At 55.0% G+C, this 24,783-nt stretch carries 23 protein-coding genes; 12 read left to right on the plus strand and 11 right to left on the minus strand.

Translation table 11 applies throughout. The annotated features are described in order from the left end of the window. Positions 1-16 precede the first annotated feature (16 nt). The gene (gene pepT / locus ACFX4O_RS07515; protein WP_131410365.1) at positions 17-1,246 is read left to right on the plus strand and encodes a peptidase T; all 1,230 of its coding nucleotides are present in this window, start codon (positions 17-19) and stop codon (positions 1,244-1,246) included. A 21-nt stretch (positions 1,247-1,267) separates the two neighbouring features. On the opposite strand, the gene ACFX4O_RS07520 is transcribed toward pepT, so the two are convergent. Together ACFX4O_RS07520 and tehB are read right to left on the minus strand one after the other, a co-directional pair. Next, a complete protein-coding gene (locus ACFX4O_RS07520) occupies positions 1,268-1,498 on the minus strand; it encodes a hypothetical protein (RefSeq protein ID WP_131410367.1) in 231 nt (76 codons plus the stop codon). A gap of 35 nt (positions 1,499-1,533) precedes the next feature. Further along, positions 1,534-2,130 carry a tellurite resistance methyltransferase TehB gene (gene tehB / locus ACFX4O_RS07525; protein ID WP_131410369.1) on the minus strand — a complete coding sequence of 199 codons (597 nt, stop codon included), beginning with the start codon at positions 2,128-2,130 and terminating at the stop codon, positions 1,534-1,536. Between the two features lie 125 nt (positions 2,131-2,255). Between tehB and ydcK the strand changes: the two genes are divergently transcribed. From ydcK to ACFX4O_RS07555, 6 genes are all read left to right on the plus strand, one after another. Continuing rightward, on the plus strand, positions 2,256-3,236 hold the full coding sequence (ydcK, locus tag ACFX4O_RS07530; RefSeq protein WP_380207937.1) for a YdcK family protein: 981 nt from the start codon (positions 2,256-2,258) through the stop codon (positions 3,234-3,236). A gap of 228 nt (positions 3,237-3,464) precedes the next feature. Beyond that, positions 3,465-4,217: an SDR family oxidoreductase gene (locus ACFX4O_RS07535; protein WP_131410371.1), complete on the plus strand. Its 753-nt coding sequence runs from the start codon at positions 3,465-3,467 to the stop codon at positions 4,215-4,217. 123 nt (positions 4,218-4,340) lie between these two features. Next, positions 4,341-5,396 (plus strand): catalase family peroxidase, encoded by a 1,056-nt coding sequence (locus ACFX4O_RS07540; RefSeq protein ID WP_380207938.1) that lies wholly within the window; start codon positions 4,341-4,343, stop codon positions 5,394-5,396. Next, positions 5,393-5,929, plus strand: a complete 537-nt coding sequence (locus tag ACFX4O_RS07545) for a cytochrome b (RefSeq protein WP_380207939.1) — start codon at positions 5,393-5,395, stop codon at positions 5,927-5,929. Before ACFX4O_RS07540 ends, ACFX4O_RS07545 begins: the two co-directional genes overlap by 4 nt. Positions 5,930-5,938: 9 nt before the next feature. Next, positions 5,939-6,445: an RNA polymerase sigma factor gene (locus tag ACFX4O_RS07550; protein WP_131410377.1), complete on the plus strand. Its 507-nt coding sequence runs from the start codon at positions 5,939-5,941 to the stop codon at positions 6,443-6,445. Beyond that, on the plus strand, positions 6,442-7,188 hold the full coding sequence (locus ACFX4O_RS07555; protein WP_131410379.1) for an anti-sigma factor: 747 nt from the start codon (positions 6,442-6,444) through the stop codon (positions 7,186-7,188). The genes ACFX4O_RS07550 and ACFX4O_RS07555 overlap by 4 nt, the downstream gene beginning before the upstream one ends. Here ACFX4O_RS07555 and rimL read toward each other — a convergent pair. The 4 genes from rimL to ACFX4O_RS07575 form a co-directional block, all read right to left on the minus strand. Next, on the minus strand, positions 7,185-7,736 hold the full coding sequence (gene rimL / locus ACFX4O_RS07560) for a 50S ribosomal protein L7/L12-serine acetyltransferase (protein ID WP_131410381.1): 552 nt from the start codon (positions 7,734-7,736) through the stop codon (positions 7,185-7,187). The two genes, ACFX4O_RS07555 and rimL, sit on opposite strands and share 4 nt — an antisense overlap. 45 nt (positions 7,737-7,781) lie before the next feature. Continuing rightward, positions 7,782-9,437: a glucan biosynthesis protein D gene (locus ACFX4O_RS07565; RefSeq protein WP_131410487.1), complete on the minus strand. Its 1,656-nt coding sequence runs from the start codon at positions 9,435-9,437 to the stop codon at positions 7,782-7,784. 271 nt (positions 9,438-9,708) lie between these two features. Then, a complete protein-coding gene (locus tag ACFX4O_RS07570; RefSeq protein ID WP_380208046.1) occupies positions 9,709-10,488 on the minus strand; it encodes an ABC transporter substrate-binding protein in 780 nt (259 codons plus the stop codon). 12 nt (positions 10,489-10,500) lie between these two features. Continuing rightward, positions 10,501-11,670, minus strand: a complete 1,170-nt coding sequence (locus ACFX4O_RS07575) for a pyridoxal phosphate-dependent aminotransferase (RefSeq protein ID WP_380207940.1) — start codon at positions 11,668-11,670, stop codon at positions 10,501-10,503. 111 nt (positions 11,671-11,781) lie between these two features. Between ACFX4O_RS07575 and ACFX4O_RS07580 the strand changes: the two genes are divergently transcribed. Continuing rightward, a complete protein-coding gene (locus ACFX4O_RS07580; protein WP_131410385.1) occupies positions 11,782-12,681 on the plus strand; it encodes a LysR substrate-binding domain-containing protein in 900 nt (299 codons plus the stop codon). Here the strand turns inward: ACFX4O_RS07580 and ACFX4O_RS07585 are convergent. Continuing rightward, positions 12,620-14,128 carry a carboxylesterase/lipase family protein gene (locus tag ACFX4O_RS07585; protein WP_380207941.1) on the minus strand — a complete coding sequence of 503 codons (1,509 nt, stop codon included), beginning with the start codon at positions 14,126-14,128 and terminating at the stop codon, positions 12,620-12,622. The genes ACFX4O_RS07580 and ACFX4O_RS07585 overlap by 62 nt on opposite strands. 42 nt (positions 14,129-14,170) lie before the next feature. After that, entirely contained in the window at positions 14,171-15,514 is a 1,344-nt protein-coding gene (locus ACFX4O_RS07590) for a VOC family protein (protein WP_380207942.1), read from the minus strand. Positions 15,515-15,816: 302 nt separating this feature from the next. On the opposite strand from ACFX4O_RS07590, the gene ACFX4O_RS07595 reads away from it, so the two are divergent. Both ACFX4O_RS07595 and ACFX4O_RS07600 read left to right on the plus strand, forming a co-directional pair. Continuing rightward, positions 15,817-16,740 carry a LysR substrate-binding domain-containing protein gene (locus ACFX4O_RS07595; protein WP_131410390.1) on the plus strand — a complete coding sequence of 308 codons (924 nt, stop codon included), beginning with the start codon at positions 15,817-15,819 and terminating at the stop codon, positions 16,738-16,740. A gap of 140 nt (positions 16,741-16,880) precedes the next feature. Beyond that, positions 16,881-19,178 carry an FdhF/YdeP family oxidoreductase gene (locus ACFX4O_RS07600; RefSeq protein ID WP_380207943.1) on the plus strand — a complete coding sequence of 766 codons (2,298 nt, stop codon included), beginning with the start codon at positions 16,881-16,883 and terminating at the stop codon, positions 19,176-19,178. A gap of 72 nt (positions 19,179-19,250) precedes the next feature. Here the strand turns inward: ACFX4O_RS07600 and arsC are convergent, their stop codons facing one another. Further along, entirely contained in the window at positions 19,251-19,679 is a 429-nt protein-coding gene (gene arsC / locus ACFX4O_RS07605; protein ID WP_380207944.1) for a glutaredoxin-dependent arsenate reductase, read from the minus strand. A 245-nt stretch (positions 19,680-19,924) separates the two neighbouring features. On the opposite strand from arsC, the gene ACFX4O_RS07610 reads away from it, so the two are divergent. Together ACFX4O_RS07610 and ACFX4O_RS07615 are read left to right on the plus strand one after the other, a co-directional pair. Further along, a complete protein-coding gene (locus ACFX4O_RS07610) occupies positions 19,925-20,599 on the plus strand; it encodes a DUF2076 domain-containing protein (protein WP_380207945.1) in 675 nt (224 codons plus the stop codon). A gap of 171 nt (positions 20,600-20,770) precedes the next feature. Further along, on the plus strand, positions 20,771-21,733 hold the full coding sequence (locus ACFX4O_RS07615) for a YiiG family protein (protein WP_131410398.1): 963 nt from the start codon (positions 20,771-20,773) through the stop codon (positions 21,731-21,733). 54 nt (positions 21,734-21,787) lie between these two features. On the opposite strand, the gene ACFX4O_RS07620 is transcribed toward ACFX4O_RS07615, so the two are convergent. After that, a complete protein-coding gene (locus tag ACFX4O_RS07620; protein ID WP_380207946.1) occupies positions 21,788-23,482 on the minus strand; it encodes a methyl-accepting chemotaxis protein in 1,695 nt (564 codons plus the stop codon). A 154-nt stretch (positions 23,483-23,636) separates the two neighbouring features. Then, a complete protein-coding gene (locus tag ACFX4O_RS07625; protein ID WP_131410402.1) occupies positions 23,637-24,755 on the minus strand; it encodes an S-(hydroxymethyl)glutathione dehydrogenase/class III alcohol dehydrogenase in 1,119 nt (372 codons plus the stop codon). Positions 24,756-24,783 lie beyond the last annotated feature (28 nt).

Here is a 24,783-nt window from a genome sequence, read left to right on the forward strand (position 1 = left end):
TAAAGAAGGAATCACTATGTCATCGTCGCTGACCAGTCAATTAACGCATCGCTTCTTTCGCTATCTCAACATCACCAGCCAAAGCGATCCCAGCGCCACCACGTTACCCACGACTGTCGGGCAATTTGATATGGCGCGTGAACTGGCTAATGAGTTGAAAACACTGGGTCTGGAACAGATTGTCATTGACAATCACGCGACCGTCACCGCCGTGAAAAAAGGCAATGTTCCGGGTGCGCCGCGCATTGGTTTTATCACCCATATCGACACCGTAGATGTCGGTTTATCACCGCATATTTATCCGCAGATCCTGCGCTTTGAGGGGCAAGATCTCTGCCTGAACAACGTGCAAGATATCTGGCTGCGCGTTGATGAGCATCCGGAGATCCTCGCGTATCCGAATGAAGAGATTATTTTCAGTGACGGAACCAGCGTACTCGGCGCGGACAACAAAGCCGCCGTTACCGTGGTGATGACGCTGCTGGAAAACCTGACGCCAGAACAGCGTCACGGCGATATCGTGGTGGCCTTTGTGCCCGATGAAGAAGTGGGACTGCGCGGTGCGAAAGCGCTGGATTTAGCGCGTTTTGATGTTGATTTTGCCTGGACAATCGACTGCTGCGAACTGGGCGAAATTGTTTATGAGAATTTCAACGCCGCCAGCGCGCAAATCCAGTTTACCGGGGTGACCGCGCACCCGATGTCAGCGAAAGGCGTGCTGGTGAACCCGCTATTGATGGCGATGGATTACATCAGCCATTTCGATCGCCAGCAAACGCCGGAGCACACAGAAGGACGCGAAGGCTATATCTGGTTTAACGGGATCAATGCCGTGCAGAGTTACGCGACGCTGAACGCCAACATTCGTGACTTTGACAGCGAGAGTTTTGCGAAACGCAAACAGCAAATTGCCGATGTGGCAGCAAAAATTGCCGCCCAATATCCCACTGCGAAAGTTGAGTACAGCATTAGCGATACCTACAGCAATATCAGCAACGCGATTGGCGAAGATCGCCGGGCGATTGATTTACTGTTTGCAGCCATGGAATCGCTGGGTATCACGCCAAAACCGACACCAATGCGCGGCGGCACCGACGGTGCAGCGCTTTCTGCTAAGGGTTTGCTGACACCAAATTTCTTCACCGGCGCGCATAATTTCCACTCGCGTTTTGAGTTCTTGCCGCTGCGTGCCTTCGAAGCTTCATACAATGTGGCGCTGCAGCTTTGCCTGCTGGCGGCGCGCTAAACAAGCTGAGCGGCGATGTCGTCAGAACTGAGCTGCATTAACCCTTTCAGTCCAATGGTGCCGGATGCGGATCTCACGAAAGTGCTGGATGGCCTTGCCATTCAGCATTTGGCGCGCCAGCGGTGACACTTCATCACCGTAATCCTCAAAGAGTTTGCCGGTGGCGTTTACCAGGCGAATAGCGAAACAGGCGTGATGCAGCGAGTGTTCATAGAAAAAACTGCGGACTGGCAGTATAAGAACCGGTGGCATCCTTCCGGCTCCTTTACTGCCTGCCGTGGGAAAACTTACGCAGATTTGCGTGCCAGCAACGTGGCAAAGCGCAATTTTATGCGGTTGCCGTTGGCATCGGTGCGATGAAGCTCGCCAACCTCTTCGTTGTATTTCAGCAACTCCCAGCCCACGTAGTAATCGCGCAACTCACCCTCTTTAAAGGCAAACGGGAAGCCGACCGTGCACGGGAAATCTGCCGTGTCCATTGCCGCGACAATCAAGTTATAGCCGCCCGGTTTGGTGCAGCGCTGCATATTGGCAATCAGCCCTGGAATGGTTTTCGCTTCCAGAAACATCAGCACTACAGTCGAGAGAATAAAATCGTACTCGCCGTCAAAACTCAGGTTGTTGAGATCAACCGCCTCGATATGTAAGTTTTCCAGCCCTTCCGCTTCGCGGATATTTTGTAAGTTGCTCAGGCTGTTCGGATTTTTATCCCACGCGGTGACGTCAAAACCCCGGTTGGCGAGAAAAAGACTGTTGCGGCCATTACCGCAGCCGAGATCCAGCGCTTTGCCCGGTTGGACATAATTAACGGCGTTAAGTACTTCCGAATGGGTCGGCGTCATGCTGTATTTTTCAGTAAAGTAGCTATCAGTGCGGGTGGTCATGCTATTCCTCAATACGTCGCGAATTTATAAGTTGCATTTTTTGTGCATTTTATTGGTTTCGCTGGCGGATAGCCAGCAGCGTAAAATTTGCTACGTTTAACTCAGGCAGATCGAGGAAATGTAGCATGAATAAGTATCGACTCAGCGATGAGCAAAGGACAATGCGCTACCAGATTGGCGGCGAGAAGCGCTCTGTCGCGCTGCGCCAGATTATCGCCCTGCGCGATTTTAACGATGTAGTGGCGGGCAGCGCGGGTGGCTGGGTTGATAATGAAAACGTGCTGGATCAGCAGGGAAATTGCTGGATTTACGATGAAAACAGCATGGTTTTTCTTGGCAGCATGGTGCGTGGCGATGCACGTATCACCCAACCATGCGTGATTTGCCACGATGTCATTGTTCTTGATAATGCCTGGGTTGACGGCAGTAATGTGAGCCACGGCGCGCAATTAAGTGACAACGTCACGGTTCAGGCCTCCACCGTGCGCGGGTTATGTCATTTGCGTGGCGATGCGCGCATTCTCAACGGCTGCGACATCATTGCAGCCCAGGGTTTAACACCGGACAACGAACAGATTTTACAGATTTACAATCGCGCCACGGTCAGCCATTCGCGCGTGGTACATCAGGCGCAAATTTATGGCGATGCCATCGTCAATTATGCGTTTATCGAACACCGTGCCGAAGTCTTTGATTTCGCCCTGCTCGAAGGCAACGAATTAAATGATGTCTGGGTGTGTGACTGCGCCAAAGTGTATGGGCACGCGCGCGTGATCGCAGGGACGTTTGAGGATGAGATCCCGACGATTCGCTACAGCTCTCAGGTGGCAGAAAACGCGGTTGTAGAAGGCAATTGTATTTTAAAACACCACGTGCTGGTAGGCGGTCGCGCCTGGTTATGCGGAGGGCCGCTGCAACTGGATGAAAAAGTGGTGATTCAGGGCAATGCGCGCATTCACGGTAATGTGCTGATCGAGCATCAGATTGAAATTGGCGGTGATGCGGTTGTCGACGCGCAGGAAGGCGAAAGTATTCTGTTACGCGGGCCGAAAGTGATTAACGACACGCAGCACATTACCCGCACGCCGCTGGTCGGCTCTTTATAATTCGCTTGTCTGTTATTGATGCCGAAAATATAATCACCCGGCATTTTCCACTATGTCGTAGGCGTTACCGTCATCCAACGCGCCCAGGTTCCTGAGGGTCTCCGCAGAGAAAACAGGATCCCTAATATAGGCGCGGCACTCACTTCTGATCCCTAATTTCCCGTTACCTTCCCGGTTGCGGGATTGTGTCGTCGCCTTTCCATTACGCATCACTGGAGAGGACGTTTTATGAACATTAGCGGTAACACCATTCTTATCACCGGCGCAACCAGCGGCATTGGCCGTGCGCTGGCTGAAGCGCTGTATGCACGAGGTAATCAGGTCATCATTACCGGCCGCCGTCAGGCGCTGCTGGATGAGGTAACGCGTAATAACCCCGGAATGGCGGGATTCCAATTGGATGTTGATGATGCGGCAATGCTTGCTGCGCTCACCAAACGCGTCAGCTCGCAGTATCCGCGGCTGAATGTGCTGATTGCCAATGCCGGGATTTCAGGCAAAGAAGATTATGCCACTGGCAACGGGGACGCAGAGATGGCGCAGGCGATCGTCGCGACCAATATTGTTGGGGTTATCCGGACTGTCGCTGCATTTTTGCCTTTGATTCAACACCAGCCGAAAGCCACACTACTGGCGACCAGTTCGGCGCTGGCGTTTCTGCCAAGAGCCGATTTCCCAACTTACTGCGCCAGCAAAGCCTTTTTGCATACGTGGCTGGTTTGTTTGCGCCATCAACTTCGCCATATCCCTGTTGAAGTCCTTGAGCTTTCACCCCCCTATGTACAAACAACGCTCACCGGCGCACAGCAGGCAACCGATCCGCGCGCGATGGCGTTGCCTGCTTATATCCGTGAAGTAATGTCAATGATTGAGCACGGCGATCACCCTGCGGGTGAAATCGTGCTGGAGCGTGATAAACACCGGCGCTGGGCGGAAAAAGACGGCACCTTCGCCACGCTCTTTGCGGCGATGAACCCCTAATAATACCGGGCCTGCAACGTAAATTCTGTTGCAGGCTTTTTTCACAAAAGTTTTTTTTCTTCCTCGTGGAATAAACGCGCCGTTGCTTCGTCTTATCCGCTCATGATTAGCAGGTGAGCAACTATGACAAACACTCCATTTACGACCGGCCAGATCATTGCGCGTCTCGCAGTGATAGCACTTATTCCCCTGGTGTTGATTGTGCTGTTCCTCTGGGGCGGCGGTTGGTTAACGCCACAGCGCCTGAGCGCAGACAAACTGGTGAATGTCTTACAACAAGCGGGCGGCGAACATCCGGGTTACCGGCGAAATCACGCCAAAGGTCTCTGTGTTATTGGCAGTTTTATCTCCAACGGCAATGCCAGCACGCTATCGCGCGCCTCGGTGTTTGCGGCGGGTGAAACGCCGGTAACCGGACGTTTTGCTATTGCCGGAGGCAACCCTACCGCGCCGGATTACGCTGTTCCCGTGCGCAGTATGGCGCTGGCGTTTCAGTTGGCGAACGGCGAACAGTGGCGCACTGGCATGAATGCGATGCCCTTCTTCCCGGTCTCCACCGTTGAGCAGTTTTATGAATTACAGGTTGCCTCGCTACCTGATGCGGCAACCGGCAAACCGAATGCGGATAAATTTACCGCCTTTGTGCAAAAGAATCCCGAAATCAAGCCATTTCTGGCGTGGGCAAAGCAGAATGTTCCCTCTTCAAGCTGGGCCAGCGATCGCTTTAACAGCCTGAACGCGTTCCGTTTTATGGATAAGTCCGGCATGGCGCATCTGGTTCGCTGGAGCATGGTGCCGCACACCGATTATCAGCCCATCAGTGCGGAAGAAAAAAAGGATAAAGATTTCCTGCAAACCGATCTTAAACAGCGTCTGGCGCAAGGGCCGCTGAAATGGGATCTGTTGGTCACGGTTGCCCAGCCGGGTGACGATGGCAGTAATGCCACGAAAATCTGGCCAGCAGACAGACAAACGGTCAACGCCGGAACGCTGGTACTCACCCATGCAACAGAACAGCAAAATGGGCCGTGCAATGACATCAATTACGATCCGCTGATCTTGCCAGATGGCATTGCCGCCTCTGACGATCCATTACTTAATGCGCGTTCAGCAGCCTATGCTAAATCTTACAATGCGCGCACCCGCGAACAATCCGCCCAGGCTGGAGCTCATTTATGAAACAGGTTGCGTATTTCCACCCGGCGCTGCGCGTGCTGCACTGGTTAATGGCGGCAGCGATCGTGGCGATGCTGTTTATTGGCGTCGTGATGGTTTCCACCGTCTCATCCCTGCACAGCCTGCTGGTGTCCATTCACAAACCGCTGGGTTTAATGATTCTTGTGCTGGTGCTGGTCCGTCTGTGGTTACGGTTTTATACTGCCACGCCCGCGTTACCGGCGACTCTTCCGGGTTGGCAACGCGCGATGGCGCACCTCTCACATTGGGCGCTTTATGCCATGATGATTGCGCAGCCGCTGATTGGCTGGGGAATGCTTTCGGCAGCGGGCTACCCGGTAACGGTCGGGGGTTGGGTGTTACCGCCTATCCTGCCGGTGAGTAATGATGTTTACGCACTGCTGCGTCCGTTGCATTCCCTGGTGGCACTGGCGCTGTTCGCAACGGTGATGCTGCATTTAGCCGCTGCGTTATTTCATGCCCTCGTGCTCCGCGATGGCGTATTTGAGAGTATGTCGGGAACGCGCAAACGATGAAGGCAAGCTATGCAACTGACTGATGATGAGATTCGTCAGGTGATGCCACATTTGCAACGCTTTGCACTGTGGCTAACCCGCAACCCGCACAGCGCGGAAGATTTGGTGCAAAGTTGCCTGATGAAAGCGCTGACGCGCAGCCCGGATAATCATGGCGAACGGAGCCTGCGCGCCTGGCTGTTTGCCATTCTTTACCGCCAATTTATTGACGCCGAGCGGCGCAAGCGACGGTATATGAAAATCCTCGCTTTTTTTACCGGCGAGGAAGCCATCAGCGCATCTACCGAATCACTGGCGATGGCGGATGATACGCTGGCGGTGTTCGCCACGCTGCCCACAGATTATCGTGTCATTCTGTTGCTGGTGAGCATTGAAGGGCTGAGTTATAAAGAAGTCGCCCAAACGCTCGATATCCCGACCGGCACCGTGATGTCGCGCCTGTCGCGAGCGCGTAAATTGCTACATGAGAAATTAGACGGTACGGCCACGCCGCTGCCGCTGAGGAGACTGAAATGACGTTGCCACCGGATGAACACGATCTGCATGCCTGGATGGATGGCGAAACCGATGAGGCGACCTCAGCGCGTGTCGAGCGCTATCTGGCAGAAAACCCCGATGCCGCCGCGCAGGTTGCGGGCTGGCGTCGCGACGCGCAGCAACTCCGCCAGGCCATGAGCCAGCAAGCTATTGTCCTGGAAAAACCGGAGCCGCATTATTTACGCCGCCAGGTACGCCAGCAGCGCCAGTGGAAACTGGCCACCGCGTTCGCGTTGGTGCTGGCGCTAAGCGTTGGCGGCTACACAGGCTGGCAGTTAAAAGAGTCGCAGATGTTGATGACTCATCAGCCGATGGAGGACGCGGTTCAGGCCTATAAACTTTTTGATAATGCTGCGTTAACGCCCATGGATGTGGTGGCAAGCCAGCAAACCGAACTCACCCGCTGGGTCGCCCGGTATTTCATCAACGGCAACCAGCCGCCAAATCTTGAACAGTATGGTTTCACGTTATCCGGCGCGAGGCTTATTGCCACCGCGCAAGGCCCGGCGGCGCTGATTATGTATCAGGACAGAAACGGAACGCGGGTCGGCTGGTATATCCGCCCATTAAGCCCGGTCAAACTTCCCCATGGGGAACGCGAGGCAGAAGATGTGATGGCGCAGTACTGGAGTGATGATCACTACAACTACGCGCTGGTGACACCGATGAACTCACCGGCGGTAAATGGCCTGCGCAAAGCGGTGTCACAGGCCACCAGTTAGCGCGATCGGGACTTATCGACGATCTTCGCCCAGATATTCTGGTCGTCGTAGCTGCCGTTGAGAAACTCCGCCTGTTTGAGGCAGCCTTCAAGCGTAAAGCCGTTGCGTTCGGCTACCTGATTGCTGGACGTGTTCGCCACCCGGCATTTGATGACAAAGCGCCGGATCTCGCCGCGGCGGGCGTAAAAATCGATCATGGCCTGCATGGCCTGAGACAAAATCCCCTGCCGCTGGCAATCTTCATCCAGCCAGTAGCCGATATAGGCCGTTTTGTTTAGCGGCTCAATCGAATTAAACGCCAGCACCCCCACCAGCACATCGTCGCGCACAATCATGAACATTTTGGCGTAACCGCGCTGGTGCAGCAGCATGTTGCTCTGTGCGGTTTTGCGCGTGTCATCAACGGAGGTGACAGAGTGCGGCCAGTTGAGAAACTGCTGTAGCCAGTCGCGGTTTTTGACAATTAACTGGTGAAGGTCGTGCACAAACCGCTCGTCGACGGCGTGCAGCATGAGGTGGTCATTTACCGGAATAACGGTATCGTCCATTGCAGCTCCACAAAGCATTCGCCCCCAAACGGGGGCGAAGTGAGATTAGCGCATGACGCGGTCATCAACGTAGTTACGTTTGTCCGGCGCGGGAGGGAAGTATTGATAAAGCCAGGTTTCGCTGATCGCGTTGCCCTGGCAGCGCAGGAACAGACGCATGTCTACCGGATCGGTGGAATCATTGGTCGGATACCAGTCGAACAGAATGCGATAACCGTCAAACGGTTCAACATAGAGGATCTCAACCTGTTTCGCTTCACCGTTTGAGAGGGTGATGACCGGCTCAATGCCTTTCGGCGCAGCGGCTTTCAAATCGCCGCCAACAAAATCAATGGCGAAACGGCGTGCCCATTTGTCCGGGTAGTGTTCGCCCGGTGCCCAACCTTCCGGGAAACCGCCCATGCCGGTGCGGGTGGCGTAAACGCGCGCCAGCGGAGAACGTACTGGCGGCATCGCGCTCCAGTACAAGCGGTACTGGAAGGCAAAATCATCGCCCGCTTTAACCGGTTTTTCCGGTTGCCAGAAGCAGACAATGTTATCCAGCGTTTCACCGGTAGTCGGGATCTCCATCAGGCTTACCGCCCCTTTACCCCATTTGTTACGCGGCTCAACCCACAGACTCGGGCGTTTGTTGTACCAGCCCATCACATCCTGATAGTGGGAGAAATCGCGATCGAGTTGCAGCAGGCCGAACCCTTTCGGGTTTTCATCCTGGTAGGCGTTGAACTGCAATTTTTGCGGGTTGTTTAGTGGGCGGCAGATCCACTCGCCGTTACCACGCCACATCGCCAGCCGGTCAGAGTCGTGAATTTGCGGATGAATGGTATCGCAGACGCGGCGCTCGTTATTACCGCAGCTGAACATACTGGTCATCGGCGCGATACCCAGTTGCTTAATGTCTTTGCGCGCATACAGGCGGTTATCGACATCCATGATCACCTGGCTCTCTTCGCAGTGGATCACGAACTTATACGCGCCGGTAATGCTCGGGCTGTCGAGCAGTGCATAAACGGTAAAGGTGGTATCGGACGGTTTCGCCGTCTCAAACCAGAACGCGGTGAAATCCGGGAACTCTTCCGGCGTATCAGTAAAGGTATCAATGGCTACACCGCGTGCGGAAAGACCATACTGGAAGGTGCTATCTACCGCGCGGAAATAGCTCGCGCCAAGGAACGAGACGATATCGCGGCGCGCCAGCTCAGGCGCTTTAAACGCGCGAAAACCGGCAAAACCGAGATCGCTTTGCCCTTCCAGTTGTTTGGTATCTACGCCCGCGTCATGGTAGTTAAACAGCTCCGGGCGGAAGTGAATTTCACGCGCCTGGTGTGTGTTTTGATCGAGTGAGAACATGCGAACACGGCGGCGAAAGCCCATGCCGACGTGGAAAAACTGCACGTCCAGCAGACGGCCATCCACATTGTTCCACAGCGAGTGCTGCGCATCATACTGAATGCTGTTGTAAGCCTGCGGCGTCAGGTTCGCCAGCGTGTTGGGGAGCGCTTTAGGCGCACCGCCCCATTGCTGTTGCGCCAGATCGTGCGCCATGGACTGCAGCACGGAGAAATCAAAACTGCGGCTTTGTCCATCGGCGATGTCGGTTTCCGCCGCGAACGCCGCGCGGGAAAACAACGATGCAACACCGGTAGTGCCGTAGGTTGCGGCAAGGGCCATGGATGCTTGAATAAATCGTCTGCGGTTCATGCCTGGTAACACGTCCTTCTGGTCGTCGAATGGCATTTCGCGATGGCGCGAAACAGCGGCAAAAGCGTTGCTTAATGAACGCATCACTCTAGACAAAATTCATTGAGAATCCAATTGTTGGCTGCCGAATATATGAACGAAACATGAAATATTTTCTGTCGATAAGAGCAGCCCGAAAGCGGCGTAAAGATCTGTATAACAGTAGCGGGGGCGGCGGAAATAAAAAAGCGCCTGCCGGACATCAGACGGCAGGCGCCAGAATGGTCATGCCTTATTGTGCGCTGACACTAACATCAATGCCGGGAAAATATTTTTCTGCCAGCGTCTTGATGGTGCCGTCAGCACGAACTTTATCGATTGCGGCATCAAGCTGCTTTTTGGTGGCCTCGTCACCTTTGCGCAACCCAAAACCGATACCACTGCCGAGGATCGTATCGTCCGATACCGGTTTGCCGATAAAGCCAAACCCTTTCCCCTGCGGCTTGCTGAGGAAACCGGCTTGTCCGGCCGCCGACATCACCAGTGAGGCGTCAATACGACCGTTCAGCAAATCTCCCCACGCCATATTCTGATCTTTATACGACACCACCGTGACACCGTGCTTTTCCCAATGCTCTTTGGCGTAGGTTTCCTGAATCGATCCCTGCAACACGCCAATGGTTTTGCCTTTCAGCCCTTCCGCGGTCGCTTCCATGCCATCACCACTTTTGCCGACCAGTTGCGAAGGAATGCGGTATATCGGCTGGGTGAAGTCAATGCTTTTGCGCCGTTGCTCGGTAATGTTCATCGCCGAGTTAATGGCATCAAATTTCTTTGCAGTAAGCCCAGGGATTAACGCGTCAAACGAGGTTTCCACCCAACTGCATTTCAGTTGTGCCGCTTTGCAGATGGCGTTACCCAGTTCGATGTCAAAACCTTCCAGTTCGCCCGACGCGTTGCGGCTTTCAAAAGGGGGATATTCCGCCTCCACGCCATAGCGCAGCGCGCTTTCGGCAAATGAGGAGAATGAGCAGAGCAAACCCATACCCAGACAGAGTGCTTTAAATTTCATCATTAACGCTCCTTAGCGTGGCTTAACACGACACAGGGCCTGCGCGCCTGCTCTTAACGTTGCCTCATCTTTTGCAAAAGAGAGGCGGATCAACTTGTTATCTGTGCTATCGGTATAAAACGCCGACAGCGGAATGGTGGCGACACCGCAATCAATAATCAGTCTTTTCACCATCTCGCTGTCACTTTCATCGCTGAAATGGCTGTAATCCGCCAGCAGGAAAAATGACCCCGCGCTGGGCAATAAGCGGAACGGCGACTCCGCAAGCAATGTTTGCAGCAGGTCGCGTTTACGCTGGTAAAACGCCGCCAGCGACAGCCAACCCTGCGGGTCGCGCATATGATCGGCAAAGGCGTGCTGCATGGGAGTATCGGCAGAGAACATCAAAAACTGGTGTACTTTGCAGATCTCATCCATCAGTTCAGCAGGCGCAACGCAGTAACCCACGCGCCAGCCCGTCACATGATAGGTCTTGCCAAACGACGAGATAATCACGCTGCGCTCCGCCAGTTGCGGGTGCGTTGCCATGCCGTGATGCGGCTCGCCGTCAAACACCACATGTTCGTAAACCTCATCGGAGAGGATCACAATATCAGTGTGCCGGGTGATCGCCGCCAGTTGTTCGAGGTCAGCACGAGAGAAAACCTGCCCACTCGGGTTATGCGGCGTGTTGATGATGATCATGCGCGTTCGCGGTGTAATTGCCGCACGTACTTCGTCCCAGTTGACCGCGAAATCCGGCACCGTCAGTTTGATAGCAACGGGCGTTGCCCCCTGCAAACGGACAATTGGCGCGTAACTGTCGAACGAGGGTTCAAAGTAAATCACTTCATCACCTGGATGCACCAGCCCGCTAATAGCGGAATACAACCCTTCGCTGGCGCTGGCGGTGATAAGAATTTCACTGTCCACGTCGTAATCTGTGCGGTACAGCTCGCTGATTTTCTGTGCAATCCGCTCTTTTAACGGACGCAGACCGGTCATTGACGCGTACTGGTTATGATTGGCTTGCATGGCGCGCGTCACCCCGGCAATCAGCTGCGGATCGCAAGGAAAGTTGGGCGCGCCCTGAGAAAGGTTAATCGCATTATGTTCGGCGGAAAGCTGGCCGATGACGGTAAAAATGGTGGTGCCCACATCGGGTAATTTGGAGCGAGTTTTCACCGGGGTACGCAGAGTCATGCCTGATCCTTTCACATAAAAAGTGCATAACCATTCAAACTAAACCCTGTTGAGCCGACAACCGAATTGTTGTCATAATAGCCATGAATATATTGCATAGCTGGAGTTGCCATGTCGCACCGTTCTCTGCCACTCAATGCCATCGACGCTTTTCTGGTCACCGCCCGCCATCTTAATTTGACGCATGCAGCAAAAGAGCTGTGTCTGACGCAGGGTGCGGTCAGCCGCAAAATCGCCACGCTGGAAAACTGGTTCGGCTTTCCGCTGTTTGAACGCCACGCGCGTGGTTTACACCTGTCACCGCAGGGTAGCGCTCTGCTGCCGGAACTGCGTGGTGCGTATGAACAACTGGTGATGGTCGCTTTTCAGGCGCGCTCGCAACAAACGGTGGTGCGACTGAAAGCCCCGACCTGTGCGATACGCTGGCTGGTGCCTCGCCTGCTGGATCTGGAACAACGTTATCCGGAATTGCAGGTGGCGCTGACCACCACAACCGATCACACCATTAACTTCAAAACAGAACCTTATGACGCGGCAATTGTTTTTGGCACCCAATTAAGCGCCGGGGATCTGCTGTTTGACGAAGCGCTGACGCCGGTGATTAGCCACGCGCTGGCGCAGCGCAATACGCTGGAAACCGCCACATTATTGCACCCGACGCGGGATAAAACCGACTGGTCGCTGTGGCTGGCGAAGCAAAGCGCTTTTCAGCCCGCCATGAGGAAAAATCAACACTTCGATACCATGGATTTAGCCATTACTGCCGCCATTCAGGGGCTGGGAATGGCCATCGCCGATGAGACGCTGGTTGAGGAGGATATCCAGGCTGGACGCCTGCTGCGCCCGTTTTCGCAGAGTGTCATAACCGGTGCCAGTTATCGCCTGGTTTTGCGGGAAACAGAGAATAAAGCCGCCGGGCTGGCGGCGTTTAGAGACGGGTTGCTGGGGGCTAATCAAGCTTCACGTGGTGGCGCATTACCCGGCGAAAAAAGCTCAGGCGGGCGCGCATAAAGCGGTTAACCAGGCGAAAACCTGCATGTTTATTCAATCCCATACGCAGTAACCGGTCGCGGCCACGTACGCAGGCCAGCCAGTTGACCGGGCCGGGCAACGCTTCTGTACGACGCTCTGCCTGGGCGGCAAAACGAACCCAGTAATCGGCAATATGCGCGGCAAAGGCGAGATCGCGCGGGTTGACATAGCTGCACGACGGCTCCGAAAGCATAAGATTGTCGAATACATACGGCACTTCGTTACCGTGCCACGCGCCGTTGATATAGGTGTCATGCGCCGCTTCGGCAACATAATCAAACCAGTAACGCCAGCAGGGTTGCCCGACACGCTGCTGGGCCTGCATCACCACCAGGCCAAGCGTGGTAAAGGCCATATCGCGACACACCTGGCGACCGAGTTCCGCATCCCCTTTCACCCCCGGATAAAGCAGGCGGATCAGCCCCAGGCCGAGCCGCTGTTCGCGGCGCATCTTTTCGATTTGCCCGGCGAGATCAACGCCAAACTCCGCCATCACGCTGGCTTCATCGCTGTTCGACCCGATAATGACCGGCATTGGATGTTGCCGACCGGCGAAAAAGGTATCAAGCATTGGTTCCGGTAATACGCCATCACCTGCGATAGGCGTCGGGGCAATTTTCAGCGGTGCGTCCAGCGGCCAGAACGCGTCTGCCGGCAGTGCGCGCAGCTGTTCGGCGCTGGCATTTTCCAGCCCAAAATGCGCGGCAATCGCTTCACCTTTTGCCAGCGCGGCTTCGCGCGGCGTATCCGGCAAGGTATAACTGCTCTGAATAATGGCTTTATGAAACAACCCTTCTGCCAGCGGCGAGGCCATCAGTGCCATCACGCTGCGTCCGCCAGCCGATTCGCCAAACAGCGTCACGTTCGCGGCATCACCCCCAAAAGCAGCGATATTCTCCTGCACCCAACGCAGTGCGGCGATCTGATCAAGCAGGCCAAAATTGTAGACGCGCTCACCGCTCTCCTTCTCCAGCGCCGGATGGGCGAAAAAACCAAGATGCCCAAGGCGATAATTCACCGTCACCAGCACCACGCCGCGTGCGGCGAGCGCTTTTCCGTCATACGGCGGCAACCCGCCGGAGCCGATAGTGAAGCCGCCGCCGTGCAGCCAGACCATCACCGGCAGCGCTTTTGTGCGCGTAGCCGGTGACCAGATATTCAGATAGAGGCAATCTTCGGCGAAACGTCCAGGATCGCCGCCGCCGAGCTGCTGACAATAATCACTGTTTTGCCAGCTGGCGGCGGAAAAGGTGTCCGCCATGCGCACGCCCTGCCAAGGTTGCGGCGGCTGCGGCGCGCGCCAACGCAGTGCGCCGGTGGGCGGCGCGGCAAACGGAATACCGCGCCAGACATGAAAGGCGTCTTCACTGCATCCCAGTACACTGCCCTGGCGGGTATGGACCAGCGGGGTTAATGGATTTTCCATGACAACATCCAGAAATGACTGATTTCTGGCAGATTACCTGTTTTACAGCAGACCGCAACGCCGTTTGCTGCGCGCTTCGGCTTCCGCATAGAGCGTAAATTCATCGAACACCGGGCAACCCAGCGCGGCCTCAAACTGCGCCTGGCTGGCGTTGCCATGGCTGCGCGCCTGGGTTTCGTTGCCGAGGTTCGACTGGAAGATCCCCGCCGCGCTGACCGGCAGAAAATCTTCATAGGTAATCGGCTGTGCTACCACCCAGCCGCGCTCGATCAGCGGCTGCGGATCGTCGCCGGGACGAATGGCCTGACGGTGCGCTTCGCCCGTGGGTGTCAGACGGTAGCGGAACCACGCCAGTTCCTGTTTGCGCAGCAGCATTTCGCTATCCGGGAAGGCTTTGAACACCTCCTGCAAATGCAACTGGTGCGTCAGATTATCTTTGCCCGTTCCGGCGCTGTTCAGCAGTTGATCATAGAGCGCGCGCCCTTTCTGCGTTAACGCGACGCCGCGCTGTTCAATCTCACCGAAACGCGCGGTGTGGGTTCCCTGGTGTTCGCCGTTGAACAGCACCGGTTCATCCAACGCTTTGAAACTGGTCTGACGCAACAAAATCGGCACATCGCGACGCGGCGGGCCTTCGATAAGGATTTTCGGTTCAATGCCGTACTCCGGCATCAGCGCCTGTACGCGGTCAATATCCAGCGTTCGTGGCGTTAAATGATTGATATGGCAGCCAGGGAAACAGACCACATCGGCAATTAAGCGATGCTCATCATGCAGCGCCTGATAGGTTTGCGTATCCACCGTGGCATGGCGGTGCCAGCGAAACGTTTCCAGCGCTTCCTCAACAAAAGCTTTGGCTTGCTGGGGGGTAAAACCGCCATTCAGTTCATGCAACTCAATCAGTTGGCGGCAAGCAGGGGTGAAAATGTCGCGCTTCGCCAGAATGGCGGCGGCTTTATTACGCAGGATTTCGTTCTCGATAAGCTCCAGGCGCAGCAGCGAGGTAAAAATACGAAACGGGTTACGCGCCAGCGCAGCGTCTTCTATTGGGCGAAAGGCGGTGGAGTGCACCGGAACGCCTGCCTGCGAGAGATCATAATAACTGACCGGGAACATCCCCATAATGGCGAACATACGCCGCAAGGTGGAAAGCTCCTCGGCCGTCCCTACCCTGATTGCGCCGTGGCGCTCGACATTCAGCCGTGCTAATTCATCGGCGTTGGCCAGTTGTTCATGCAGACGCGGGTTGTTTTCCAGCACCGCCAGGTTCACATCCGCGACCAGCTCCAGCAGCGTGCCATATTGCGGAACTTCCTGCTGGTACATGGCAGACATCGCCTGTGAAAATTGTTCCCGAATCTCATCAGCCGTGATGCTGTACGCCATAGTGTAATCCCTCCAGTGTGTTCTCTCTGGAGTGTAGAGAAGCCTTTTTGCGTGCGTGGTGGGAAATTTACAAAGTGTGATCGTGGCAGAAAACGCGGGTGCGTCGCGCGGTAACGAACATAACGAAAGATTATGGAACAGCACAGCAGCAAACCCTTACCAACATGCAGGTTACGTCACATTGCGGGCAGAATCCGTTTGTAACTCAAAGAGATTAAATGTTAATAATATTTTGCTATCTGGTTATCAAAATTAAACAACTTCATTTGCCAGCGGTTCTGCACGGTTTTTAACATCATCTTATGGAAAAAAACGGTCTGTTTTCACAGCGCATTCGTCTGCGCCATTTGCATACATTCGTTGCCGTCGCTCAACAAGGAACTTTGGGGCGCGCGGCTGAAACCCTTAACTTAAGTCAGCCTGCGCTGTCGAAAACCCTGAATGAACTCGAGCAGCTTACCGGTAAGCGCCTGTTTGAGCGTGGCCGCATGGGCGCGCAGCTAACCCTGGTCGGTGAACAGTTTCTTACCCACGCGGTGCGTGTGCTGGACGCGGTCAACATTGCCGGACAGTCGCTGAGCCACAGAACCGAACTGAAAAACGATCTGATCCGCATCGGCGCGCTGCCCACCGCCGCGCTGGGGATCTTACCGGCGGTCATCGGTCAACTGCATAAACAGCAGCCGGATATCACCATTCAGGTGGCTACCGCCAATAACCCGATGATCCTCGCCGGGCTGAAATCCGGCGAATTGGATCTCGGCATTGGCCGCATGTCAGACCCGGATTTGATGAGCGGCTTAAGTTATGAGCTGCTGTTTCTTGAGTCGCTAAAACTGGTCGTTCGCCCGCGACATCCGTTGCTGCAAACCACCGTTACGCTAAGTAAAGTGCTGGAATGGCCGGTGGTGGTGCTACCGGAAGGCACCGTGCCACGGCAAAACACCGAGGAACTGCTCAGCAGCCAGAACTGCACACTGCCGTCTGGTTGCCTGGAAACGCTTTCCGCATCGCTGTCGCGACAGCTCACAGTGGAATATGACTACGTGTGGTTTGTCCCTTCCGGCGCAGTAAAAGATGATTTGCGCCTCGGTTCTCTGGTGGCACTGCCCATTCCGCCGATTGGGATCGGCGATCCGATTGGGATCATTACCCGCGTTGATAACGTCCTGCCCCCCGCAGCTCACGCGCTGATTGCGGCAATTCGCAAAACGATGCCGGGTTAATTCCGGCTCGCTTATCTTCTCTTCCGATTGCGCAACAGGTAAACAGTGCGTTAATTGTGTGATAAAAATAGGTTGTTGATTAAGAGTTGTTGTTACGCAACTTACACTCACGCTGTAACCATCCGCAGTCGGAAGAAGAGATGAAATTCAAAACCGCTATCAAACCCTACCACGCTGCTGCCGGTGGTCTGGGCTCGCTGGAAGCGACAACGCGCTTCGTTATTGACAGTAAAAATGCGCTAAAAAATATGCGCAACCTGTTGCGCATGAACAAAGCGCGCGGCTTCGACTGCCCCGGTTGTGCCTGGGGTGACGACAATAAAAGCACGTTCAGTTTCTGCGAAAACGGCGCAAAAGCCGTGACCTGGGAAGCCACACGCCGCCAGATTGACGCCACTTTTTTTGCGCAACACAGCGTGACTGCGCTTAACCGCCAGAGCGACTATTTTCTCGAATATCAGGGCCGTCTGACCGAACCGCTGCGTTACAACCCGCAAACCGATCACTACGAACCGATTGCGTGGGATGACGCGCTGGCGATGATTGGCGAGCATATTAATGCGATGGATAACCCTAATCAGCTCGAACTGTACACCTCTGGTCGAGCCAGCAATGAATCCTCCTGGCTTTATCAGCTGTTTGGTCGCATGGTCGGCACCAATAACTTCCCGGACTGCTCCAACATGTGCCACGAAGCGAGCGGCGCGGGGCTAAAACGCAGCATCGGTGTGGGAAAAGGCACCATTCACCTGGCCGATTTTGATAAAGCAGACGCCATTTTTGTTTTCGGGCAAAACCCCGGCACCAATCACCCTCGCATGCTGCATAGCCTGCGTCACGCCGCCGATCGTGGGGCGCGTATTGTCACCTTTAATACCCTGCGCGAACGCGGCCTTGAACGGTTTGCCGATCCGCAAAAACCACTGGAACTCGTTACGCCGATGGCGGGTGTGATCAGCTCGTCTTACTATCAGCCCAATCTCGGTGGTGATATGGCGGCGGTGCGCGGAATGGCCAAAGCATTGCTGGAAACGCAGCGCCAGCGGCTGGCTAACGGCGAAGCGAGCATTTTTGACGATGCCTTTATTGCGCAGCACACCCACAGCATTGACGCGTGGTTTGCGCAAATCGATGCCACCGACTGGTCGACCATTGAGAAGCAGTCCGGTCTGAATCAGCAACAGTTGCGCGACGCGGCCGCCATCTGGCAGAACGCAAAACGCGTGATTTGTACCTGGGCGATGGGCATTACCCAACATAAACACTCACTGGATACCGTGCGGGAAATCACTAACCTGCAGCTGCTTGGCGGCCACTTAGGTAAACCTGGCGCGGGGCTCTGTCCGGTGCGCGGGCACAGCAACGTGCAGGGCAACCGCACGATGGGGATTGACGAAAAACCGCCTGCCGCCTTGCTCGACAGCCTTGCTCGTCATTTCAATTTCGAGCCGCCGCGCGAGCACGGGCATCATACGGTGGAGGCCATTTCGGCGATGCTGCGTAACGAAGTGAAAGTGCTGCTTGCGCTCGGTGGCAACCTGGCCGCCGCCGCGCCGGATACGCCGCTCACCTGCGAAGCCCTGCGCCGTTGCGGGCTGACGGTCTACATCAGTACCAAACTAAACCGCAGCCATTTGATGCCGGGTAAACAGTCGCTGATCCTGCCAACGCTTGGCCGTACCGAAGAAGATATGCAGGCAAGCGGGCGTCAATTTGTGACCGTGGAAGACTCCTTCAGCATGGTGCATGCTTCCGAAGGCATCGGCAAACCGCTGGCCGCCACGCAACGTTCGGAAACCGCGATTGTCGCTGGCATCGCCCACGCCACACTGGGCCGTAAAAAGCTAGACTGGCTGGCACTGGCGGGTGATTACAACCTGATCCGCGATCATATTGCCGCCACGATCCCCGGCTTTAACAACTTTAATGCTCGCTGCGAAGAACCCGGCGGGTTCTGGCTGGGGAACGCTGCCGCAGAATTGCGCTTTAATACACCTTCCGGCAAAGCAGAATTCAGCGCCGCCGCCCTGCCGCTCTCGGTCTGCCCGGAAACTGACGCGCCGTTTGTCTTGCAGACTTTACGCTCGCATGATCAGTACAACACCACCATTTACGGGCTTGATGACCGTTACCGTGGCGTGTATGGTCAGCGCGATGTGCTGTTTATGCACCCGGAAGATATTCGCGCGCTCGGGTTGAATGACGGTGATCGGGTGGATATTGAAACCCAGTCTACCGATGGTGTGCAGCGCTGCGTTACGGATTTCCGCCTTGTCGCTTATGACATCCCGCGCGGCAATCTGGCGGCATATTACCCGGAAACGAACCCATTGGTTCCGCTGACACGCTTTGGCGATGGCACCGGTACGCCAACCTCGAAATCCATCCCTGTCATCATCACACCGGCAAAAACGCGCGAAACGCTGCGTATTGCCTGATCTCAACGCCCGCATTCTGCGGGCGTGCTCAAATCCCCTGCTTTTATCGTTAACACTGTTTAACAGACGGGATTACGGTGCGATCCGCTGGCCATTTTCATCAACAACCTGCTGCCCATCCTCTTTGCTGAATGCCCCTTTCTGCGCCTCAGGGAGGAGCTCAAGCACCACTTCCGACGGGCGACAAAGGCGCGTACCGCGCGGCGTGACCACAATAGGTCGGTTAATCAAAATGGGATGCTCAAGCATAAAATCGATGAGCTGCGCGTCCGTGAAGCGATCTTCTGCAAGCCCCAGTTGTTCGTACGGTTCCACATTTTTACGCAACAATTCACGCACCGGAATGCCCAGGGCGCCGATCAGCGTCATCAGCTCATCGCGCGAAGGCGGTGTCTCAAGGTAGTGGATAATTGTCGGCTCCACGCCACTGTTGCGAATAAGCGCCAGTGTGTTGCGTGACGTGCCGCAGGCCGGGTTGTGATAAATCGTTACGTTGCTCATAAATACTCTCACGACAAATGAAAAAAAGCGCAATGCTGACGGCTGGTGTAATTGCCGCCATCAACGTAATTCATCTGCGTGGAGTAATAAAGATATGAACGCTCAGGGCGTGAGTTCACTGGCGGTGAGAGGAATTTTCTGCCCAGCTGCAACCAATGTTAAACAAACATTTCACTTACCGGACATGTATTCATGGCACTGATAAACTCAAGAGTATCTATCACAGCGATCGAAAGGTTATTGTCATGCAATATGAAGAACAGCAGCTTATCAACGGCCTTTTTCAGCGCCTGAAACAGACCGAGCAACAGAACAGCCAGCGCGACGCCGAAGCAGAGCATCAGATAGCGGAATTTGTGAGGCAGCAGCCTGCCGCGCCGTACTATATGGCGCAATCGATCCTGATTCAGGAAGCGGCGCTAAAACAGCTCCAGAGCAAAGTCCAGCAACTTGAAAGCGAGCTGGCAGCGCAAAAAAGCAAACCGCAAACTGGCGGTGGCAGTTTCCTCGGCGGCCTGTTTGGCGGTGGGAGAAACCAGAGCCCGCAACCGGAAAATAGCGGGAATGCGCCTCAGCAACCACAGCAGGACTATTCCCGTGCGCCAGCACCTGCGCCACGCGGTAGCGGTTTTATGGCCGGTGCGCTGCAAACCGCGGCGGGCGTTGCAGGCGGCGTGGTGTTGGCCGAAATGCTGACCAGCATGTTCCACCAGTCGCGCCCGGAAGAGATCGTGAATATTATCGAAGAGCCGGCGACGACGGCAGCCAATTCACCCTTTGAAAACGCGCAGAATGACGATTTCAATAATGCCTCCGACACACGTTTTCTCGATCAGAACAATTCGTTCGGCAATGACAGCTACCAGAACGATGATTTTGATGACACCGATTACAGCAACGATGACGACAGCTTTATTTAACGCTGCACACGCCTGAACCCGGCCCGGCAATGCTCTCTGCCGGGCACTTTCTCCGCTGTTCAAAACCTACCAATTCAGGTGGCATGCCCCTTGCCAGAGTGGCATTGATGCTAACCTGTGCGGCGCTCAGCAATAATGAGTCGTTATTTTTTTTCGGACAAGGAGAATGGGATGTTCATCGCCAAACCTGTCGCACGTACGCTGGCCGTTGCCGCCTGCCTGCTGGCACTGTCAGCCTGTGACGATAAATCTACCAAAACGCAAGAAGCACAGCCGTCAGCCGAACAGGCCGAAGTGCTGAAGTACAACGAATATATTGCCGCGGCCAACATGACTTCGGCTTCCTACGGGAAGCAACTCGCTGAATACCAGAAGTACACTCAGCCCGCTTTCGATGGCAAAAAGAAAATGGATGATCTGTTTTTTACTGAACCGCTCTCGATGGGACGCATTAAAGAACATCTGGATAAAGCGCACAGCATGAAGCCGGATATGCCGGAACTGGACGAACCGGCGCGTCTTTACAGCGAAGCGCTGGCAAAAGCCGAACCGGTAAGCCGCGATATGTACAATTACATCAGCGCGAAAACCTATAAAAGCGACAATGGCGCACACGGCCGTGAGATCCAGCCCGCGTTGTTAAGCAGCATGCAGGCGCTGGTGGCTGCGCAGGCGAATTTCTTTGAAGGTATCGAGGCAAAAGATCGTGCGCGCATCAAAGCGGAATTCGAACGTACGGAAAAAGGCACGCTTGAGCACGCTCAAATGGGGATGGTCTACTATCTGAAAGAGAGCCTGGATGCCGCCGGTGGCGTGCTGGATGGCAAAGGTCTGGGCGATAAGAAAGCAGCATTTAAGGATGCGCTCGATCAGTTCAACAGCATGGTTACCGCTTACGATGCCAAAATACGCGAAAGCAACAAAACCGGCTGTTCGAGTCTCGTGTCTAAAGCCAATGACTATCTCTCCACCGGACGTGACATTATTGAGCGCACCGAAAATGGCGAGTACGAAAAAGATGCCAGGCAGCCAAAACAGTTTCAGCTGATGCAATCCCAGCAGACGCAGGACGCCCAATCCCTGCTGCAAAACTATAACAACATGGTCAGTACCTTAAACACCAACCAGTGCTAAGGTTTTGCGCATAAAAAAAGAGGCCTTACGGCCTCTTTTTTTCGTTCTGACTAATCAGAATGTTTCCCAGTTATCGCCACTCGCCAGTGCCGGGCGCTGTGGCTTGAAGGTTTTGTTGGTTGGCGATGCCGCATTATTCTGCCGCTCTGGTGACGCGCCGGATAAACGGAACGCACCCACAGCTTCGGTCAGGCGCGCTGCCTGCTCTTCCAGTGAGGCCGCTGCCGCAGAAGCCTCTTCGACCAACGAGGCGTTCTGCTGTGTGACGTTATCCATTTCCGTGATCGCCTGGCTCACCTGCGTGATGCCTTTGCTCTGCTCATCGGAAGCGGCGGCGATCTCCAGCATGATATCAGTCACGCGTTTAACGGCGGTCACGATCTCACCCATGGTTTCACCGGCGGAAACGACTTCCCCGGAGCCTTGCTCAATTAAGCTCACGGATTCGCTGATCAGTGCCTCAATCTCTTTCGCCGCCTGCGCACTACGGCTGGCCAGCGTACGCACTTCACTTGCCACCACCGCAAAACCACGTCCTTGCTCGCCAGCACGTGCCGCTTCTACCGCAGCGTTAAGTGCCAGGATATTGGTCTGGAACGCGATGCTGTTGATAACCGCTGTGATTTCAGAAATCTTGCGCGAACTGGTGGTGATATTGCCCATCGTTTGCACGACGCCAGAAACAATCTGCCCACCTTTGGTGGCTTTGCCGGAGGCATCACGCGCCAGCCCGCTGGCATGGTGCGCGTTATCGGCGTTCTGCTTCACGGTAGCGGTTAACTGCTCCATGCTGGCCGCCGTCTCTTCGATGGCCGCGGCTTGTTGCTCAGTGCGTGAAGAGAGATCGGTGTTACCGGCGGAGATTTCGCTGGTGCCGCGGTAGATCTCTTCTGCGCCCTGACGAACGGTAGCCACCGTCGTGACCAGCGAATGCTGCATCGCTTGCAGATCACCACTCAGACGGCCGATTTCGCTGCGACCAGTGGGCTCATCCGGCAATGTTAAATCTCCGGAGGCAATGCGCGAAATGCGCTGAGCCGCACGTTGCAGTGGGTTAATCACTACGCGGCGCAATACGGTAAAGGTGATGACCGTCAGCACCAGTGCCAAAGCAAATGCAGCAGCCATAAACATCAGCCCAAGCTGGGTGCGGCTGTGCGCATCTTCGGTCAGGCGCTGCGCACGCGCGGTGCGGATATCAATGGCTTTTAACAACACTTCGTTATAAGACGCATCCAGTTGGCGCGCCTGCTCACTTTCGTGGTTAATGATCGCTTCAAACATGCCGTTTTTGGCATATTTCAGCATCGGCTGCATGCCCGCGATGTAGGCATTAAAGCGGGTGGTGAGATCGCCATCCAGGGCGAGATCCGCCGGGGTTTTGACCGGGCGATCCATATATTGATTAAAACCGTCCTGCGACTGCTTAATGCGTTTTTCTGCTTCAGCCACGTTGTTTTTCATGTCTTCCATTTCGGCGATGCGACTGGCCGCGCCGGCGTGGATCAGACTGATACGCGCAACGCGTAAGTTGTTTGAACTGTTGGATAATCCCATGCGCACCTGGATTTCCTGTGTGACATCCTGCTGATCGCGATCCGCTTGCATCAGGAAGTAACCCGCCAGACCGGAACTTAATGCAAATAGCACTAAGATGCCGCCGAGAATGGAAGAAAACAGGGGAACCAATCGAATATTGTGCATAAATCCAATGCCTTGTGTTCTTTGCATCGCTGCTTTTTTATCCATGGCTATCGACTCTCATATATGTCTGATACGTACAACAGGAATGATATATAGGCATCGGCAATAATTGGATTATTCTTATGGCAAAAAGCGCGTCAGCGGTCACAGATTTGGAGTTTGGTTGCGCCAGCGGTGACACCGCTGGCGTGAGGAAGGGTTACTTTTCGCCGAAATGGATAACGGTGCGGATAGATTTCCCCTGGTGCATCAGCTCGAACGCATCGTTGATTTGCTCCAGTGGCATACGGTGAGTAATGAATGGATCGAGGCGAATTTTGCCTGCCATCGCGTCTTCTACCATGCCTGGCAGCTGTGTACGACCTTTCACACCGCCAAATGCGGAACCGCGCCATACACGACCGGTCACCAGCTGGAAAGGACGGGTGCTGATCTCCTGCCCCGCGCCCGCCACGCCGATGATGACGCTCTCGCCCCAACCTTTGTGGCAACACTCAAGCGCAGCACGCATGACGTTCACATTACCGATGCACTCAAAACTGAAGTCCACGCCGCCATCCGTCATTTCCACAATCACATCCTGAATGGGGCGATGATGATCTTTCGGGTTGATAAAGTCGGTTGCACCCATCTCTTTAGCGAGGGGGAATTTGTCCGGATTGGTATCGATAGCCAGAATGCGTCCCGCTTTCGCCTGAACTGCGCCCTGGATGGCCGCCAGACCGATACCGCCAAGACCAAAGATAGCGACCGTATCGCCCTCTTTTACTTTTGCCGTGTTATGCACCGCCCCAATGCCGGTGGTGACACCGCAGCCCAGCAGGCAGACTTTATCCAGCGGCGCTTGTTCGTTAACTTTCGCCAGCGAAATTTCCGCGCAAACGGTGTATTCGCTGAAAGTGCTGGTGCCCATGTAGTGGTAAATCGGCTCGCCGTTGTAGGAGAAACGGGTTGTTCCGTCCGGCATTAGGCCTTTGCCCTGCGTGGCGCGAACGGCCTGACAGAGATTGGTTTTCCCGGATTTGCAGAACTTACACTCGCCGCACTCTGCCGTGTAGAGCGGAATAACGTGGTCGCCCGGTTTCAGGCTGGTCACCCCTTCACCGACTTCCACAACGATACCGCCGCCTTCATGGCCGAGTACCGCCGGGAACACGCCTTCCGGGTCGTCGCCCGAAAGCGTAAATGCATCGGTATGGCAAACACCGGTGTGCGTGATGCGCACCAGGACTTCACCTTTTTTTGGCGGCGCTACGTCGATGTCGACGATTTTGAGCGGTTGGCCCGGCCCAAAGGCCACAGCTGCACGTGATTTCATAAGTCGCTTCCTTTTTGTGTATGGCTTT

Source organism: Kosakonia sp. YIM B13571 (assembly GCF_042788095.1).
In the GTDB taxonomy this organism is placed as follows: domain Bacteria; phylum Pseudomonadota; class Gammaproteobacteria; order Enterobacterales; family Enterobacteriaceae; genus Kosakonia; species Kosakonia quasisacchari.